The following is a 20,414-nucleotide window of genomic DNA, read 5'->3' as shown; positions in this document are numbered from 1 at the left end:
CTGTTTTAAAATCACCCTTACTTGATTGCAAAGCTGTTTCTATTGCTGTTTCTTGATCTGCTGTTATTGTTCCCGCTGTTACTAAAGCATCAAGCTGAGTCTTCATTCCATCTTCATGTTTTCCACCATTGCCATTATCCTGAGGTGTGAAAAGATTTATAATAGCAGTTTCTTGATCTGCTGTTATTGTTCCTGCTGTTACTAAAGCATCAAGTTGAGTCTTCATTCCATTAGTTCCACTTTTTACTCCGTTATTTCCGCTTTGCATATGTGCTGCTGATGCATTCTTAAATGCATGTGTTGCACTAGCAGCAGATGCTGTTATACCTGAAGACATAATCAATCCTGCCATCATAACTCCTGCGATAACCTTACTCATAATACTTTTACTTTTCATTTAAACCATCTCTCCTTTATTAATAAAATTTTATTTTGAAGTCATTTATTTTCTAACCTTGTCTCTTATTGTATAGGTGTATTGTCACAATTATGTCACAGTTATATTAAGGTTATATGACAAAAATGTGGCAAAACTTAAGTATAAATTTAAGGAGATTATTTAAAAATTGATCTAATTTATTAGATTCTGTTTCTTCTAAAAAACTCACTAGTGGTATATACTAAAATTAAATGAAAAGGTTTTTTCAACCAGAGTAAAATAACTTGGGGGGTAATTATTATGAAGAAAGGATATTTATATATCATTTTAACAACTATCATTTTTAGCACAATGGAAATCGCACTAAAGCTCGTATCAGGAGTATTTAATCCTATACAGCTTACATTCACCAGATTCTTTATAGGTGGGTTATTTTTAATACCCTTCGCTGTAGGCGAACTTCGTAAAAGGCATTCTTCTGTTTCAAGGGATGATTTACGTTATTTCGCTTTTTTAGGCTTCATAGGTATTGTTGTAAGTATGATATTATACCAATTGGCAGTACAGAATACCAAGGCTTCTGTAGTTGCTGTTTTATTTAGCTGCAATCCTGTTTTTGTTACAATTTTAGCCTTCTTTCTCTTAAAGGAAGCTATTCATAAAAACAATATACTTGCTTTAGTTCTTGAAGTTATTGGTACCATAATAATAATAAATCCATTAAACGTAAAACTTAGCGTACTAGGGGTCACTCTTACAATAGCATCTACTTTAACTTTTGCCCTTTATGGAGTTTTCGGAAAAAGGAAATGTGCTGAGTATGGTGGTATTGTAGTTACCTGCTTTGGGTTTTTATTTGGTGGTATTGAAATGTTGGTTTTAATTGCTCTAAGTCATATCGCTCCAATTGCACACTGGTTTTCTTCTAATGGACTTTCTATGTTCTCAAATATTCCTCTATTTAAAGGATATTCTTTAAGTGTACTGCCTATAGTAGTGTATATATGTATCATTAATAGCGGAATTGGATATGCCTGCTATTTTATGGCAATGGAAAAAACCTCTGCCCAGACTACTTCATTAGTATTCTTCTTTAAACCAATATTAGCACCAATTCTTGCATTAATTTTATTACATGAAATTATTCCACTTAATATGATTATCGGTATCTTATTTATACTTTCTGGTTCACTTTCCTCTATTTTGCCTGGATTATTAACTCAAAGAAACGCCAAATTAAATATTGATAACAATCAGTCCTAAGCCGCTCTTGACCTTTAATTTATGATAGATTATACACTTGTTTTATCATTAGAGTGTTAAATAGAAATTAACTTATTTAAATCACACTTGACTAAGTATAGTTTTTTAGTTAAACTATACTTAATAAAATTAAATTTGATTAATCAATTACTGCAATGTATTTTATAAATACTTAAGATATGTTTTAAGAGAAAGAAGGGTTTACATGGAAAATAAAATAGTACAAGAAAAGACTATAAGCCAATGGAAAGAACAATATCCTTTAATGCACAAAATTATTTCAACAGAAGAGGTGTTTTGGGCAAACTCTAAATACGGAAAATTTTCAGAGGCTATAAAAAAGGTTTCTTTATCAGAAAAAGATGTACAGGATGCGGAAGAAAGATTAAAAAGATTTGCTCCATATATAGCTAAAGTTTTTCCAGATACACAAAAAACAAATGGAATTATTGAATCTCCTATTGTTAAAATCCTTAATATGCAAAGAAAACTAGAAAAACTATTTGATCAACAAATATTAGGCCAATTATTACTTAAATGTGATAGCCATCTTGCTATTTCAGGTTCAATTAAAGCAAGAGGTGGTATTTATGAAGTTTTGAAACATGCAGAAGATTTAGCTATTGAAAATAATCTATTAACTTTAGAAGATGATTACTCAATTATTGATAGTGATAAATTCAGAGAATTCTTTTCTAAGTATTCTATTGCAGTAGGATCAACTGGAAACCTAGGACTTAGTATTGGAATAATGAGTGCTCAATTAGGCTTTAAAGTATACGTTCACATGTCAGCGGATGCAAGACAATGGAAAAAAGACCTGCTTAGAAGTAAAGGCGTTACAGTAATTGAATATCAATCAGATTATAGTAAAGCAGTAGAAGAAGGTAGAAAACAAGCAGAAGCAGATCCAAACATGTATTTTGTTGACGACGAAAATTCAACTAACTTATTCTTAGGATATGCAGTTGCAGCTTATAGACTAAAAAATCAGTTGAAAGAAATCAATGTAGTTGTAGATGAACAGCATCCATTATTCGTATATCTTCCATGTGGAGTTGGTGGTGGACCTGGCGGAGTAGCATTTGGTTTAAAACTGGTATTTAAGGATAATGTGCATTGTTTCTTTGCTGAACCAACACATTCTCCATGTATGCTTATAGGATTAATGACAAATATGCATGATAAAGTATGTGTTCAAGATTTTGGAATAGACAATATTACAGCGGCAGACGGACTAGCTGTTGGCAGAGCTTCAGGTTTCGTAGGAAAAACACTAGAAGAATTAATAAGTGGGTCCTATACTGTAAAAGATGAACAATTATATACACTTTTGAGTATCCTTTCGGATTCAGAAGATATCCAGTTAGAGCCTTCTGCACTAGCTGGAATATATGGTCCAATCCAACTATTTAAAGATGATGCCGGACAAGACTATATAGAAAATAACAATTTAAAAGATAAAATGAAAAATGCTTCACATATTGCCTGGGCTACAGGTGGAAGTATGGTTCCAAAGGATGTAATGGAGACCTATTATAAAAAAGGACAGGAATTATCAAGTAAGTAAATATAGATACACTTAGCCGAAAGTTAACTTATAAAAAATATTTATTGGTAACAGTTAACACAAGTTGAATATTTTTTGGAGGACAGTGGACAATTGACATAGGACAGTGAAGGATGATTTTTCTCCACTGTCCTATGTCCTCTGTCAATTGTCCTCTAAAAATATATTTATATCTTTTAAACAACTTATGGATATTAAAATGATGGAGGAGTGACAGCAAATACTATGCTAGCATCCTTATCATATGGGTTTTCCCACTTATGCTTTGTACCTCTGGGTATTCTAACACTATCTCCCATATTTAATATAATAATATCATCATCTAAATAAAGTTTTATTTTCCCTTCTAAGACAAAAACTGCTTCTTCACCTTCATGTTCCATTAATTCCTTTGAGGAATGAGAAAGAGGTACTAGCCTCATTAATGCAAATTCAATAGAACCACTTAAATCTGGTGATAGCAACTCATATACAACACTTTCGCTATCTGGAAGCATCATTTTCTTACGTTTATCTGATCTTATAACCAACTCTTTGGTATTTACTGGAGTAACGAAGAATGTAAATAAAGGAACCTCTAAAGCTTTAGCAATAGTTTTAAGTGTATTTAAAGAAGGATTAGCCAATCCACGCTCAATCTGACTAAGCAAAGAAGGTGTTACATCTGTTAATTTTGCCAGATCTCTAATACTAAGATTTTTCATTTTACGATACTGCAATATCTTTCCACCAATGTTTATTTCGTCCATAGACAAATCTCCTTTTAATTCCCGTCATATATGTTTTAAACTACGTATATTACTACAATTTTTAATCTAAACTCTGTTCTTTATTATATCATAATTTTTACTATTATTTATCAGATTTCCTCAAGTTACTCTCTTCTAATTTTGTGTTGACAATAGAATATACAACAGGAATTACAATAAAAGTAAGAAAAGTAGCGGTTAAAAGACCAAACATTATAGCTACTGACATAGGTCCAAACAAAGCACTCTTTGAAAATGCAAGAGGAATTATACCTGTGATAGTTGCTGCAGAACTCAATATTATAGGTCTGAATCTTTGACTTACAGCATGGATGCAAGCCTCATCTATAGAAAGACCTTCTTTTCTTCCATCAATTATATACTCTATAAGCAGTATGGCATTTCTTATAACCACCCCAATTAAACTTATTATCCCCATTACAGCAGTTAAAGATAATGGCATTTGGAATACTAGAAGTCCTATTACTACTCCTATTAACGACAATGGAAGAGAGCACATAATTACAAGGGGCTGTATAAAGGATTTAAATTGAATAAACAATAGTACATAGATTATTAATATAGTAAGCACTCCTGCTAGAGCAAGACTGGTGAAGTTTTTTTCTATCTGGTACTTTTCACCATCATAAATAACATTTACTCCATTTAAGTCCATTTTACTTATGTTACTACTTAGTGTATTTTCTACATCTACTGAATTATAACCTGTTTTTACATCACTATATACAGTAATGGTTTTATCCTTCTTGTAATGTTTTATTTGATCTAATTCTGAATTCAAGGTAATAGAAGCTACCTGAGATAGCAACACCTTATTATTACTAATACTAGATTTAACCTGCAAATTTTCAAGTTCTTTTACAGATGATATGTTGGTTTTTACTAATATATTATATTCACTGCCATTTTTTCTATATACAGAACTACTATAGCCCTTTAAAGCAATATTTATTTGTTTTAATATATCTGATTTTAATAAACCAAGAGAAGATGCTTTTTCAGTATTTATATTTATTTCATATTCATAGGTCTTTTTTGCTGCATCATCCCTTACATTTAGTGTTCCTGGAATATTTTTTAAATGCTGCTGTATCTTATCTGAAGCTGTATATAGTTTATCTAAATCATCTCCAATAAGTCTTAACCTTACAGGCGCACCTATTGGGTCAGCCACCTCCAATAATTTTACTGTAGCTGTCCCACCTGAAACCTTACTATCCATTAATTCTTGTATATGTTCAGCTAGTTCTTGATTGGTTTCAAATTTCTTTGTCTTATTTAAATCTACCTTTGCCAAAATTTGAGCTGTATCCTTTGATGGAGTTGATGTAGGCAAGGTAATATAAAATCTAGGCATACCATTGCCAATAGATGAAGTATAGGAGGTGATCTCTTTTTGTGATTTAAGTACCTCTTCTACTTGTTTTACCAAATTTGCTGTGCTATTAATATCTTCAACCTTTTCATTTGTAACATCAACATATATTATATTTTTGTCTGCATGAGGAAAGAATTGCATACCTAAAGTTTCTGTTATTGCTACAGATACCATGAATATTGCCAAGGACCCGACAATAATTCTCTTTTTGTGTCCAAGTCCATAAGTTAAAAGCTTGTGAAACATTTTTTTAATCTTGCTTTCCTTGTTAGACTCCTTGCTTTTTTTAAAAGCAAGAGAAGACATAGCTGGAGTTACTAATAAGGCTGATATATAGGAACAGGTTACACAAATTATTACTACCTGTGGTAAGGTTTTTAAAAATTCACCTACTGCACCGGGAATTGTTAGCAATGGTAAAAAGGCTCCGACAATGATTAGTGTGGAAGTAAATACGGGTACAAATAATTTTTTAATACCTTTAAGAGCTGCTTCGTCTCCTGTCATCCCTTCATCTATGCCTACTTGTATAATATCTCCTATTACAATGGCATCATCCACAAGTATACCTAGTGCTATAATCAGCGCAGTAGTAGACATTTGCTGAACCTTTATTCCAAGCGCATACATTACCAAAAAAGACATGGCTATAGATATAGGAATAACTGAGGATACTACTAAAGCATTTCTAAGTCCCATACCTATGAGTACCACTATAATTACTAAAATTACACCTTCCTTAAGATTTTTCATAAAAAAGGATACTGAGTTATCTACATCCTTAGGCTGAAAGACAACTTGATCTATAGTTAAGTCCTTTGGAAGTTGTTTTTTTATTTCCTCTAATTTTTTTATTATATCTTTACCTATTAAGACTATGTTTTTATTATCCTGAAAGTATCCCGACAATAGAACTGCACTGGTTCCATTGTTAGTATATTTGTAATTAGCATCATCGTCATAGTCCATAGACACTTTAGCTATATCTTTAATTTTTACAGTTTCTCCCTTATCACTTGATACGCCAACAATAGTATTTTGTATATCTTGAATGGAAGTAAATGCTCCTGGTGTCTTAACTTTTATCTTTCCAGTTGCTAAATTTAAAGATCCCGAGGGAATATCTATATTTTGTGCCTTTAGTACAGAACATACATCTTCAATGGAAATAGGATATTTATTTATTTTACTTAAATCTACTTCTATTTTTACCTGTTTTTTCTGTTTGCCTTCTATATCAAATCTAGATAGGCCACTAACACTGCTTAATTGCTTCTTTATATCATCAGCATAATTTCCTAACTGTTCATAAGTATAATTTTTACCTGATATACTTATAATCATACCTACAGTCTCCGTAAGCTTAGTATCTATCTGACTCTCTTCACAGCCCTCTGGAAGCTCAGGCTTTAAATCTTTTATTTTATCCCTTAATTCTCTCCAAGCTTTATCCTTATCCGCATCATTGCTTAAATTGACTATAACTATAGAAGCACTATTTTGAGAGTAGGATTCTACATAATCAAACCCGCTTATTTCTTCTACTTTATCTTCTATCTTTTTTGATACCAATTTTTCTATATCACTAGGTGAAGCACCAGGATATATAGTAGTAATCATAGCTGCCGGAGAAGAAACATCAGGGCTTTCTTGTTTAGGAATTATGTAATAACAATAGAAACCGCTTATAATAGCAATAGCTACTAAAACAAGTATAACTTTCTTATTCTTTATGGCTGCTTTAATCAATCCCATAATCAATTCTCCTTTACTTTATGATTAGCCTATAACCAGCTTTTATATTTTTCATACCCTCAACAACAAGTTTGTCCTTAGGCTTTAACCCTTCTACTGAAACTTTTCCCTCATTTGTATCTTCTAAGGTTACATTTTTTCTAACAGCTCGCCCATTTTCAGCTATATAAACATAGTCTTCTCCATCATTTAAAATACTGTTAATAGGAATCCAGATAGAATTTTTATCACCTATGCTAACATAAACTTTTACAATGTCGCCAACATAAAAGCTGCTGTTATCTATAGGATTTAATAACTTAATTTCAGCACTATAAGTTCCAGAGGTTTTATCAGACATTTGAACTATGTTTATAATTTCTCCTTCTAAGTTATTATCATTAATTTTGACCTGTGTCTTTGTGCCAACTTGTACTTTTTTAACATCATCTGAAGATAGTCCTATAGTAACAACTTGATTTTCACCTCTTATTAATATAACTGGAGTTCCTGCAGGCTGCATTTCACCTTCTTTGCATAGTACATCTACAACATAACCATCCACATCTGAAGTTAAAGTCGCATCTTGTACTAAATTTACTTTTGAAGCATAGTTTGCCTTTGCAGAATTTAATTGGGCTAGAAGTCCTTGTTTATCCTCGCTTCTAGTTCCATTTTCAAGCTGCTGTAGAGTTTGCCTTGCGATATCTAATGCACTTTTATAGCTGTTTTCTTGAAGTTCAGCAGCTTCTAATTCCCGCTTTGAAATTGCTCCGCTTTGATATAACTTAGCATTTTTATCATACAAATCCTTATAGTAATTATAGTTATCCTCAGCATTTTTCACTGCTATTTCTGCTTTGCTTATATCTTCAGTTTGAGCACCATTTACTGCCTTATTATACTGTGCAGATGCTGAATCCACCTGGGCTTTAGCAGCGTCCATGTCAAAGCTTAAATCGCTTTTATCTAGCTCAATCAGAGAAATACCTTTTTTTATTTGTTGACCCTTTGTCACATATATTTTAGATATTTTTCCTGAACTTTTAAAAGATAGCTTTCTAACCTCGCTTCCACCTGTTATTCCCTCATATTCTAAAGAAATAGGCTTATCTTCATTTTTAAGTTCTAATGTTTTTACAGGATAGCTTTTAGCATTAGTATTTTCTAAGTCACTCTTACTACCACATCCCGCTAGTATAATCATACTTGCGAACACAGAAAACAATGATAGAATTTTTTTATTCATGTTATACCACCTCTAACTTAAATAATTTAATTTCTGTTTATATTAAAGTATATTAAACACTTGTGTTTTAATAGACGTGTGTTTATTATAAAATGCGTTTCGATTAAATTCAATCATTAATCAGTCGTGCATTTGTAGTTTATTCAACACATTTTAGGTAAATGTAGAAAAACTGTTAAAATATTTTTCTAGGAATTTCACTTTAATCTAAACAAATTATGTAAACGAATAAAACACTTGTATTTTAATAAACAAGTGTTTATTATATAAGATATACTAGATAAATATTAAGATGTTTTTCTGGAGGTATTATGGAAGAAAAGAAACTTGATAGGCGTATAAGAAAAACTAAAAAAACTCTACTTAAAGCCTTAACAAAGCTTATGGCTGAAAAAAAAATTAATAATATTACAGTAAAGGAACTTACTGATTTAGCAGATGTTAATAGATCCACTTTTTATCTTTATTACAAAGATATATTTGATATGGTGGAAAAGATAGAAACTGACCTGATTAATAATTTCAGTGAAGCTTATGATAAATTTTCAAAAGAAGCTACTACCTATGATGATTTATTCTCTTTTTTTATATATCTATTCAATTTTGTAGAAGATAATGCTGAAATGTTTAAGATATTTCTTTGTCATGGTGGTGACTTCACTTTTATACCAAAACTTAAAGATGCTATAAAACACTGCAAAATTCCGCTAGATGATACATCCTCAGAGATAGAAGCACGATATTGCATGCCTTTTGCCATATCAGGCTGTATTGGAGTAGTTGAAGAGTGGCTAAAGAATGATATGAAAACCCATCCTAAAGATATGGCTGCTATTCTTGTTGAAATGCTTTAAAATTTAAAATGACTTATGAAACTAAGTAAGAAAAACTCCTATTAATCTAAACAAAGAATTAATAGGAGTCTTTTTATGAATAGCAACCACAATAATACAGGTAATTCTTAAGCATTCATAATAACATAAGAAGTATTACACATCATTATGCAACATAATTCTTAAAATAAACTCAAAATAGCTCCATGTAAAGTAACTCTTATACTCAAAAAACATAAGGAAAAAGTTTCTTAATTTATTGACAAAATTAAATTATTTTCATATAATGAACATATGAACAATTATTCATATGTTCATGTTTTTAATTGCAATATGTTAAAAAATAACTTATATATCTGAAAAAATCCAAACTACTATTGGGGGGATAAAAACTATGGAGAAAGCAGTTAAAAATGTTAGTAAAAATAAGTTAAAATTATCAACTAAAAATTCTATAAAAAGTAATATTAAATCACAGGAATTAAACAATAAGAATATTAAAAGAGAATTTATTCTTCAAGGATTAGACTGTGCCCATTGCGCAACCAAGATAGAGGATCAGGTTAGTAAAATTAAAGGTATAGGTTCAGCCAATGTAAATTTCCTAACCAAAACTCTAACTTTAGAGATTGAAGAAGTAAGTAATGTGCAAGATTTAATCGCAGCAACTTCTGAAAAGATTGAGAAAATAGAATCTCATGTAAAAATGAAAGAAAAGCTATCACAAAAAGTTTTGAGAAAAGAGATATTACTTGAGGGGCTATGTTGTGGTAATTGTGCTGCGAAAATAGAAAGGGAATCAAACCACATAGAAGGTGTAAAATCTGCTGTAGTGGATTTTATATCTACAAAGCTTATTTTAGAAATAGACAACCCATCTAGACAAAATACTGTCGTAGAAAAAGTAAAGGAAATAGTTAAAAGAATAGAACCTGATGTTAAAGTTATTGAAATTCAAAACAAAAGTAGATTATCTGAAAACCCTACTCATGAACATGAGGAAAGCAATAAGAAAGAACTAATTAAATTATCTGTAGGCGCTGCACTATTCGGAATAGCAACTATTGCAAAGCTCCCAAATACTATTGAATTAATACTCTATCTAATAAGCTATATACTAGTTGGTGGTGAAGTAGTATTAAGAGCATTAAAAAATATAAGCAAGGGACAAGTGTTTGATGAAAACTTTCTTATGAGTATAGCAACTATTGGAGCTTTTGCTATCAAACAATATCCAGAAGGTGTAGCTGTTATGCTTTTCTATCAATTAGGAGAAATATTTCAAGGAATAGCAGTTAATCGTTCAAGGAAATCTATTACGGCTCTTATGGATATAAGACCTGATTTTGCTAACTTAAAGATAGGTGATGATATAAAAAAAGTATCACCAGAAGAGATTAGCGTAGGAAGTATTATAGTAGTAAAACCAGGTGAAAAAGTTCCTCTAGATGGTAAGGTAGTTGAGGGTAATTCAATGATAGATACTTCTGCTTTAACTGGAGAATCAGTTCCTAGGGAAGTTAAACTTGGAGATAGTATCTTAAGTGGAGTTATCAACAAAAATGGGCTTTTAACAATTGAGGTAGAAAAAGAATTTAGTGATTCTACTATTGCAAAAATACTGGATTTAGTTGAAAATGCAAGCAGCAAGAAAGCTCCAACTGAAAATTTTATTACAAAATTCGCCAGATATTATACGCCTGCTGTTGTTTTTTCTGCATTGGCACTAGCCATACTTCCACCTTTATTTATTGATGGTGCTACTTTCTCACAATGGATATATAGAGCATTAGCTTTCTTAGTAGTATCTTGCCCTTGTGCATTAGTTGTATCTATACCACTTGGTTTCTTTGGAGGAATAGGCGGAGCTTCAAAGAATGGAATACTTGTTAAAGGTGGTAACTATTTGGAAGCTTTAAATAGTGTTGAAGTTGTTGTTTTTGATAAAACAGGAACTCTTACAAAAGGTGTATTTAAAGTAACTGAAGTAAAACCACAAAATAATATTTCAAAAGACGAACTTATAGCTTATGCAGCTCATGCAGAAAGCTATTCTAATCACCCAATAGCAGCTTCTATATTAAATGCTTATGATAAAGAACTAGTTAAGGCTTCATTAGAAAATTATGAAGAAATATCCGGTCATGGTGTAAAAGTTGTTGTTAAAGGTAAAGAAGTGTTAGCGGGAAATTATAAACTGATGTCTAAAGAAAAGATATCGTATGAACAGGTTGAAACTATAGGTACAGTGGTTCATATTGCTATAGATAAAAAATATGCAGGATATATAGTAATATCAGACGAAATTAAAGATGACTCAGCAAAAGCGATTAAGTCACTAAAAGCTATAGGCGTTAAAAAAACAGTAATGTTAACAGGTGATAATAAAACAGTTGGTGCTAAAGTTGCCAATCAATTAGGTCTTGACGAAGTTCACGCTGAACTACTTCCAGATCAAAAAGTTGAAAAATTAGAATTACTAGATAAAGAAAAATCATCAAAAGGTAAGCTAATATTTGTAGGTGATGGAATAAATGATGCTCCAGTTCTAGCAAGAGCCGATATAGGGATAGCAATGGGTGGAGTTGGTTCCGATGCTGCAATAGAAGCTGCTGACGTAGTTATAATGACTGACGAACCCTCAAAGATTGCTTCGGCTATAAAGATAGCAAAGAAAACAAGAAGTATAGTAATGCAAAATATATTCTTTGCTTTAGGTATTAAGCTCATATTATTAGTTCTTGTAGCTTTAGGCTTAGGTACTATGTGGGAAGCAGTATTTGGTGATGTTGGAGTAACACTACTTGCAGTGCTAAATTCTATGAGAGCAATGAAAACAGACAATATGTAATCATATTTAGTGCAGTTATTAACATTATAGCTGCACTTTTTTGTTTTTTAACTTTCAGCTGAAATATGATAAAATCTAATTAGAAGTACATTAGTATAAATAAACTGCAAAAGGAAGATATTGTATTATGGGTTTCTTTAATAACATCCTAAGGAGTAAAGTTTTTAAAAAAGAACATATATCTTATGCTGAAAAAAAATCGACAACAAAAAATTTTATTATATACAAAGACGAAACCCTTTACAAAGGAGTTGAATTTTTTCGCGAACTTATAAAAAGCAACTTAGATAACATTGTTGTAATCTGTATTGGTACGGATAAATGGATATTTGATAGTTTAGCACCTTTTGTTGGAAGTATTTTAGAATCTAGAGGGTTTAGTTTCCCAGTTTACGGTACAATAGAACATCCTATTCATGCAATTAACTTAGAAGATTTCTTAATTAAAATCAAAAACAATCATCCTAATGGTTTCTTTATAGGTATTGATGCCTGTTATAGTGATAAATCCTCCCTATTTCAAATACATTTAAGAGACTATCCTATCCACCCTGGCACTGGAACAAATAAAATCCTTCCAAGTGTAGGAGATATATCTATAGTTGGAATTATAGCAATTAATGACAATGATGCTTATTTGCATGAAATTCGCCTAAAAGATGTACTATTCATGGCCAATAAAATTGCTGATATATTAATAGAATCGGTGGAGAGTTGTACCTCTAGTGATTTATTTCAAAATACTGAGCTTTAGATTTATTGATAATATTGGTTACAAACAATATCTAGATAATATAAAAGAGACAGTTTACACCTTTTATAAACCGTCTCTTTTATTATCGTTTTTATTTATCTCTTCCCTTGGTAATAATAGCATTCCAAATGAGATGAATCAAATAAACACGATTTTATTAAATATTCATTATTTTTTATTAACCCATAAACTTAGCAAGGTCAGCCTTAACATCTCCGCTTATTAACTGAAGGTTAAAGTTATCTTGTAATACCTTTAATACTCCAGGAGTTATAAACTTAGGTGCACTTGGTCCTACATGTATATTTTTAACTCCAAGACTGAATAATCCAAGAAGTATAGCAACAGCTTTTTGCTCAAACCAAGATAACACTATGCTTAGTGGTAAATCATTTACTGTACATCCAAAAGCTTCTGCTAAAGCTAATGCAATTTTAACTGCAGAACCTGAATTATTACATTGTCCAAGGTCAATATATCTTGGAATGTCTGTGCCAGGTACTGTTCCGTAGTCAACATCATTAAATCTAAACTTTCCACAAGATGTTGTTAAAAGTACTGCCTCTTTTGGAAGTGCTAAAGCTAAATCTCTGAAGTATTCTCTTCCTTTTGTTGGTGCATCACAACCAGCTATAACAAAGAATCTCTTTATCTTACCAGCTTTAACTGCTTCTATTATTTCTGGTGCTATACTTAACACTGTGTTGTGATGAAAACCTGTTGTAACTGTCTTATCTGAGTCTCTATTAACAACCTTTAATGATAATGCTCTTTCAATAATTGGACTAAAGTCATCATTAACTATCTTTGGAACACCTTGAAGTCCTGCAGTTCCATAAGTCCAGAATCTATCTCCATAAGTTCCTGTGGTTATTGGCATTAAGCAGTTTGTTGTTCCAAGTATTGCTCCTGGGAATTCTTCAAATAATTTTCTTTGATCATACCAGGCTTTGCCTACGTTACCCTTTAAGTGAGAGTATTTTTTAAGTTCTGGATATCCGTGAGCTGGAAGCATTTCTGAGTGAGTATATATGTTAATTCCTTTGCCTTCTGTTTGTTTTAATAATTCTTCTAAAGCATAAAGATTATGTCCTGTTACTAATATACAATGTCCCTCTATTTTATCTTGAGATATTGTAACTGGAGTTGGAACACCTAGTTTTCCTGTATGAGCTCTATCAAGCACGTCCATTATTTTAACTGTAGCAGTACCAACTTTTAAAGCCATTCCTATGTTTTCTTCCAAGCTAAAGTTTGAATTTGTAAGTGTTGTATATAATGCCTCATGAGTAATATTATTTACTTCCTCGTCCGAAACTCCAAGTTCTCTTGCGTGAGTTGCATAAGCAGCTACACCTTTAAGACCTAATATCATTATGTCCTGCAAACTTGCTATATCAGGATTTTTACCACATACTCCAAACTTAGTACAACCTGTAACTGGAGTTTGCTCGCATTGGTAGCAAAACATTGGATTGGGTTCAGCTTTTTTTACCTCTTTATCATTGTCGTTATCACCATTTTTGAATAATCCAAACATATAATATTCCTCCTCAAACTAATTTTAATTTTTACATAACTATGTATTCTAGTTTACCTTTAACACTATTGCAGCTACCACACAATATTACTTACTTATTCCTCAGCTGCGTGTTAGTTACAGTTAAATAATACAACATTATCTAAGTTAACTCGGTAACGTACGTTACCGAAATTGTTCTTTTTATAAAATATTTAAATGTTTTATCTAGTTGAGTTAATAAAAATGAAAGACACTGGATACCTATCAGACTCCAACATCCCTTAATTGAACATATTTATTATATTACTATATAATTATACTTAAATTTTTGGCTTCACGTTATAAAGATGCTTAGATATAAAGAAAGTTAAAAAGTGTCAGAACATCTTTAACTATGCCTGACACTTGAACTATTAAAAAGAAAATCCAAAGTGTTACAAAAAAATTCTATATTTCATATAAAAATCGATTCAAATTAATAAACCAATAGGACAAATAATACTAAGTCCTATTGGTCTATTTATAATTTTTAAAATTATGACAAGGTTTATGCCTGACAAATTTATTTTATTCCTCTTTTTTAAGATACAGAAGCAATTATTATATTAGTTCCTACAATATTATATGCTTTTCCTTCATATCCAGCTAAATCATCATTTCTTTGCACCACATAAATCTTATTAGGATCTAATGAAACGCCGCCATTGGAAGGTTGTATTACTTTAAATTTTGAAGTAACGTTATCTGCTTCCCAAGTAAATACATATAGTCCATTTTCATCTTTTCCAACATATATTATACCTTTAGGCGTGTACAGATTACTTGTTCTAAAAACAACATTTTCGTTGCTATCATTAAGAATCTCCATGTAAAGTGAACCTGCGCCTGCATCCTGGCTGACTACTTTATAAAAATTTCCTACAATAAGGTTAGGTGTTACATTACTGTATAAGTTCCAATATGAGTTTGAAAACTTATAAAATCCCTCTACTATTCCTTGATATTGTACATAACCTGAACATAATTTCATTTGACTTGCAAGTTTATTAATTCTTTCTTGAAGCGCCTTAATCTGAATTTGTTGTTGTTTTATAATATCTTTATTTGAATAATAATCTGTTGTTACTCTAATTGTATTTGCTTGACTATCATATACTACTGTTGCTCCAACTCTATTAAAAATTGCAACTGGAACATAACTATAATACGGTATATCACTGTAGGCTCTGTAGTTAAGAGCAGGATACGGATTCTTGTTTACATTAATTCCATTTACATATATAGGAATATTCGATGTATATGCTACTACTTCTTTTCTATACATGTCTTGGTATGGATCCCAATATCTAAAAAACATTGCAAAACCTCTTAAAAATTATTAACACTATATAATATTTAAGAATATACGATTTGTTACTAAATAACCTATATAATGAACATAGCAACTATTGTAGTAGCAATCAATCCAATAAGCACTGGTTTTATATTCTTCTTTGCTAATTCAAAAGGATCTACTCCGCATATAGCTGCTACTGGTATTACTGCCCATGGTATTATAGTTCCTCCACCAACCCATATAGCTGATATTTGTCCTAGTGCAGTTAGAGTAGCTACTCCTCCTCCTATAGCTGTAGAAAATAATTTTGCTACAGAACCTGCTAAGGATATTCCTGAAAATCCTGATCCATCCAAACCTGTAATTGCACCAACTAAAGTAAGAGTACTAGAAGCAATTATAGAATTTAGAGGAACTGCATTAGCCAAACATACCCCTAGATCATTAACTATGCCAGTAGAGTTAGCTGGTAATATTTTCCCATATATTTCAGTGAAAGCTGAATCTCCTAAATAGAAAAATGCGGCTATAGGTATAACTACACCAAATATTTTGAATCCAAATTGTAACCCTTTAACAAGATTATTTGTTATTTTTTCTAATGCCTCATTTTTATAGGTTATTATAGATATTAAGCTCAATATAAATATAGCTGTTCCACCTATCAAGGCAGTAGCATCTCCACCCTGCAGCTTAGCAGTATACATTACAAATATATCTATCATGAATAAAGCTAAAATTATTAATGCTAAAATTCTTTTGAAGTTTTTTGAAAGGGTTGCTAGACTAGCCTTCTCTTCTGCATTTTCTTCCTCTATAGTATATTCTGTAGATATTTTTCCTGACTTAATATCCTTCTTAAGTAAGTAAAAGGCTGTTATAGTAGTTACTAAACCCATTGTAATTACTAAAGGAATGCTTGCGTTAACTACACTAGACACCGGTATGCCTGCTGCATCTGCTGTAAGCTTAGGTGCTGCCTGAATTATATAGTCACCTGAAAGTGCTATACCATGTCCGAATAAGTTCATGGATATTGCTACTCCTATAGCTGGAAGTCCTGCCTTCTTTGCTATAGGTAAAAATAAAGCTCCTATTAAAGCTACCGCTGGTGATGGCCAAAAAAACCAGGAAAGTACCATCATAACTATTCCGATAACCCAATAAGCAATCCAGTAATTTTTTATTATTCCTTTAAAAGGAGATACTATTTCTTCATTTATACCAGATTCTATTAAGACATTACTCATTGCAACAATAATGGATATAATAAATATAGTAGGCATAAGCTCTTTAGTAGCATAGACAAAACTATTAAATACTCCCATTGTAGAATGATATAAAGAACCTGTACCAACTAGGCCAAGTAGGAATATACCAAGTATACAAATTAATGAAATATCTTTTTTCTTGATCATAGCTACTATAATTATAAATATAAAGATTAAATAGATATAGTGAAGTGATGTTAATGCTATATTCATTTTTTCCCTCTCATAAATTACTTTACTAATAGATTATGCAGGGCTTGTATATAAAGTGATATTTAAACCACGTATACTCTCTCTCAATACTTGTTTATTTACTAAGTCGTAAATTCATAAAATCTATTTTCTAGATATAATATAGGATATTACTTTATATTTATAAGTATATATCTGAAAATTCAACTCTAACTTTTTCTAGCTTATTTTCATATAAACATTTATCATATATTTTTTCTTTAACAAGTTTTACAGGTAACTCAATGATAAATTCACTGCCTTTACCTAATTTACTCAAAACTCTAATACTTCCTCTATGCATGTCCACAATTGATTTTACAAGTGACAACCCTATACCACTGCCTTCACGATTACGCGATAAAGTTCTATCTACTTGCCCAAATCTTTCAAAAATGATATCAAGTTTATCTTCTGGTATACCGATACCTGTATCCCTAACAGATATAATTATGCTTTTATTTTTATTCAACAAGTTTACTAGTATTTTTCCACCTTTATTAGTGAATTTAATAGAATTTGATAATAGGTTTAGTATTATTCTCTCAATTTTGTCAGCATCAATAGCCATAATTTTTTCTTCAACATCAGTATCAAATATTAGTTCAATCCCTTTACTTTCTATATAGTCTGCTACTGACATGGTAATATCCTCTACTATATCTACAATATTATAGTTTTTTAAATTTAATTGAAGGTATCCCGCATCAAACTTTGTTATATCTATTAAGTTGTTTACAATTCTTAATAATCTATAACAGTTTTGTCGCATAGACTTTATATATTTGTTCAATCTCAATTCAGCTGAATTATTAGTTTCCTCTCCACTAGGCAATGATAATATTTGAATAGCACTTAATATTACGTTGAGTGGAGTTTTAAGTTCATGTGATATGTTAGCGAAAAATTCCGTCATCAATTTATTCATTTCTCTTGTTTTATCTATCTCTTTCTTATTTTCCACTATGTCGTTTTCTAGCTGCTTTATTTGTTTTCTTTCCCTAATATCTCTAAACATAGCAACAATAGATGGTTTTCCATAGTATGAACAAAAACAACTCATAATCTCCATATCTATTACTTGTCCATCAAGTCTTTTCAGTCTTGCTTCCTTAAAAGGAGTAATTTTTTTATTCCTTATTGTTTCATTGATATAATGCAATGCAGATACTTTAACTTCGTCAGGTATAAACCTTTCTATTTCTGAATTCATGATATCTGCTACATTTTCAACTCCTACAAGTTCTGCTAATTTATTATTGGCAAATACAAGTTTATTTTCACTACCAATAACAATTGCATTATCAGAATTGTTTATTATCATATCATAACATTGTTGATTACTAACTATCATTTTTTGAGATTCCTTTACCTTATGACCAATTAAATTTAAATCATTAAAAACAGTAGAATATGGTTTTTTTAATCCTATCTCAATTATGGCCTTATATATAAAATATGCTGAAATAACTTTTAATATATAACCTGTTCCATTTCTCCAATCTAAGGGATTAAAAAAAACTGCAAGTAAAAATTCGGATACTACTAATATAACAAGAGAGCCTTCTATGTATGCAAATAACTGAAACTCTATGTTTTTTCTCAATCTATAGTATATAATAGCAACTATGATATAAAGGAATGAAATTATATACTCACTTATAAGTTTAAACGATGCCAAACCTTTATCTCCAATATAAGAATTAGGAAAAATATTCAAATAAAATATGGATAATAAGGAAAGTGCAGTTATAAAAAAGTATGCTATAAACACTAAATAAACATTTAAATTTTTTTCTGGTTTAAATATAAATATTGTAGATGCTAAACAGGTAAATACCCATATATACCTGGCAATAATCCAAGCTTCTGTTTCAATGTCCTTATTTCTCTCTTCAAATAATATGGATACACCAGTATGAGGAAATATCTGAACTACATTAACTAATGCTACAAAAAAGCAACCAATTCCCAAAAGCATTAAAAAGTTATTTTTGCTTATGTTATAAGTATTATATGCAAAAACAAAAATCGCAAAAAAAATAGCGCAGTTAAATAGCTCTGATAAACTATGAAATAACTGATCATTATATTTATCCATAGCAATTAGTGCTGGTATAAATATAGATAAAATACTAATTTCGATTAATAATTCCAGTGGAATAGACTTTAGAGTCTTACCTAATTCCCCGAAATATCCACTATATTGCATAATTATCCCCCTTAGATATCACATTTGTGTAATATATTGGCAAAATTCCATTAATTTTATCTTACTACTTTTGCATTAATGTGTAAATAGTTACTTTATTTGATTTTTTTGTATAATTATTATAAAATGCGTACCTAAGGGTATAAAAATAAGAAAGGATGCAAACCTCAATATATGATATTTGCATCCTTTCTCACATTTATAACCCTAATCCCTAATTCTCTTAATGTAAATTATAGCACATTGTTATAATAATGTAAACACTATCACGAACTGTTATATAATAGTTTTTTTAATCCAACATGTAAGCATATATATCATTTCATTACATTATTTATTTTTTTATAATATAGGATTTATTACTTTACTCATACACTACAGTTCCAATTTTCTGTCTTAACCTTCTGCATTTTCAGCCATTTTATTAAGAACATTATTAAAAATTTCAAATTCCTCTTCACTTATATTTGATGAAAAAACTTTACTCATTTCTTCTCCAATTGGAAGCAATTCGTCAATTCTTTTTTTCCCTTTTTCAGTCAATGTCACATATGTAATTCTTCTATCTTTAGCATCTTTAGCTCTTTCCACAAACTGTTCCTTCTCCATTCTATCTATTAACCTAACAACTGTAGAGTCCTTTATATCCATCTTTTCGCCTAAGTCTCTTTGGCTCATTTTCCCATACTTTAACAAATAGTACATAACAAGCCACTGAACTCTAGTTGACCCAACTAACACTAGTTTTTCATTCATCTTATCTGCCATTTTTTTTGAAACTTTATTAGTAATGAAGCATATGCAAGTATCAACATCGAACATTTAAACCTCTCCTTATCTGCAATTAACATTAATTTTATCATCACCACTGATATTTGTCTATTTTCACCAAGTAAGAGTTTTTCAGAAAAATATCAAAAAAATAATGGGGCTGTCGCACTATTAGAAATACACCAGAAAGTTGAATTATGCTCAGGGAGATGTTTCCAGAGCTGAAGACACATATAAAAACTTCTTAATCAATCTTAGCGAAGTATTTTAGAAAATCTTAGGACCTTTGA

At 30.7% G+C, this 20,414-nt stretch carries 13 protein-coding genes and 1 pseudogene; 5 read left to right on the top strand and 9 right to left on the bottom strand.

The window, feature by feature from the left end:
* Positions 1-397, bottom strand: a pseudogene (locus I6U48_RS20850) (hypothetical protein); the annotation flags it as partial.
* 282 nt (positions 398-679) lie between these two features.
* On the opposite strand from I6U48_RS20850, the gene I6U48_RS20845 reads away from it, so the two are divergent.
* Entirely contained in the window at positions 680-1,642 is a 963-nt protein-coding gene (locus I6U48_RS20845; RefSeq protein ID WP_218322409.1) for a DMT family transporter, read from the top strand.
* Positions 1,643-1,847: 205 nt separating this feature from the next.
* Entirely contained in the window at positions 1,848-3,212 is a 1,365-nt protein-coding gene (dsdA, locus tag I6U48_RS20840; RefSeq protein ID WP_218322408.1) for a D-serine ammonia-lyase, read from the top strand.
* A 194-nt stretch (positions 3,213-3,406) separates the two neighbouring features.
* Here dsdA and I6U48_RS20835 read toward each other — a convergent pair whose 3' ends face one another.
* The 3 genes from I6U48_RS20835 to I6U48_RS20825 all read right to left on the bottom strand — a co-directional run bounded on the left by I6U48_RS20835 (position 3,407) and on the right by I6U48_RS20825 (position 8,343).
* A complete protein-coding gene (locus I6U48_RS20835) occupies positions 3,407-3,961 on the bottom strand; it encodes a helix-turn-helix domain-containing protein (protein WP_218322407.1) in 555 nt (184 codons plus the stop codon).
* Positions 3,962-4,064: 103 nt separating this feature from the next.
* Complete coding sequence (locus tag I6U48_RS20830) at positions 4,065-7,115, bottom strand: efflux RND transporter permease subunit (protein WP_218322406.1); 3,051 nt, start codon at positions 7,113-7,115, stop codon at positions 4,065-4,067.
* Positions 7,116-7,128: 13 nt separating this feature from the next.
* Positions 7,129-8,343: an efflux RND transporter periplasmic adaptor subunit gene (locus tag I6U48_RS20825; protein WP_218322405.1), complete on the bottom strand. Its 1,215-nt coding sequence runs from the start codon at positions 8,341-8,343 to the stop codon at positions 7,129-7,131.
* A 311-nt stretch (positions 8,344-8,654) separates the two neighbouring features.
* Here I6U48_RS20825 and I6U48_RS20820 point away from each other — a divergent pair, with 311 nt between their 5' ends.
* The 3 genes from I6U48_RS20820 (at position 8,655) to yyaC (ending at position 12,781) form a co-directional block, all read left to right on the top strand.
* A complete protein-coding gene (locus I6U48_RS20820; protein ID WP_218322404.1) occupies positions 8,655-9,197 on the top strand; it encodes a TetR/AcrR family transcriptional regulator in 543 nt (180 codons plus the stop codon).
* Between the two features lie 373 nt (positions 9,198-9,570).
* On the top strand, positions 9,571-12,027 hold the full coding sequence (locus I6U48_RS20815) for a heavy metal translocating P-type ATPase (RefSeq protein WP_218322403.1): 2,457 nt from the start codon (positions 9,571-9,573) through the stop codon (positions 12,025-12,027).
* 127 nt (positions 12,028-12,154) lie between these two features.
* Positions 12,155-12,781 carry a spore protease YyaC gene (yyaC, locus tag I6U48_RS20810; RefSeq protein ID WP_218322402.1) on the top strand — a complete coding sequence of 209 codons (627 nt, stop codon included), beginning with the start codon at positions 12,155-12,157 and terminating at the stop codon, positions 12,779-12,781.
* A 178-nt stretch (positions 12,782-12,959) separates the two neighbouring features.
* Here the strand turns inward: yyaC and hcp are convergent, their stop codons facing one another.
* The 5 genes from hcp to I6U48_RS20785 form a co-directional block, all read right to left on the bottom strand.
* Complete coding sequence (hcp, locus tag I6U48_RS20805; RefSeq protein WP_218322410.1) at positions 12,960-14,252, bottom strand: hydroxylamine reductase; 1,293 nt, start codon at positions 14,250-14,252, stop codon at positions 12,960-12,962.
* Between the two features lie 631 nt (positions 14,253-14,883).
* Positions 14,884-15,660, bottom strand: coding sequence for a hypothetical protein (locus I6U48_RS20800; protein WP_218322401.1), 777 nt, complete (start codon positions 15,658-15,660; stop codon positions 14,884-14,886).
* Positions 15,661-15,728: 68 nt separating this feature from the next.
* Positions 15,729-17,123 carry a hypothetical protein gene (locus tag I6U48_RS20795; protein ID WP_218322400.1) on the bottom strand — a complete coding sequence of 465 codons (1,395 nt, stop codon included), beginning with the start codon at positions 17,121-17,123 and terminating at the stop codon, positions 15,729-15,731.
* 160 nt (positions 17,124-17,283) lie between these two features.
* Positions 17,284-19,353: a sensor histidine kinase gene (locus I6U48_RS20790; RefSeq protein ID WP_218322399.1), complete on the bottom strand. Its 2,070-nt coding sequence runs from the start codon at positions 19,351-19,353 to the stop codon at positions 17,284-17,286.
* 396 nt (positions 19,354-19,749) lie between these two features.
* A complete protein-coding gene (locus I6U48_RS20785; RefSeq protein WP_218322398.1) occupies positions 19,750-20,175 on the bottom strand; it encodes a MarR family winged helix-turn-helix transcriptional regulator in 426 nt (141 codons plus the stop codon).
* Between the last annotated feature and the right edge of the window lie 239 nt (positions 20,176-20,414).

The organism is Clostridium thailandense (assembly GCF_019207025.1).
GTDB lineage: Bacteria > Bacillota > Clostridia > Clostridiales > Clostridiaceae > Clostridium_AM > Clostridium_AM thailandense.
Note: the sequence above shows the minus strand (reverse complement) of the source record. Positions and strands in the feature narration are given on the sequence as shown.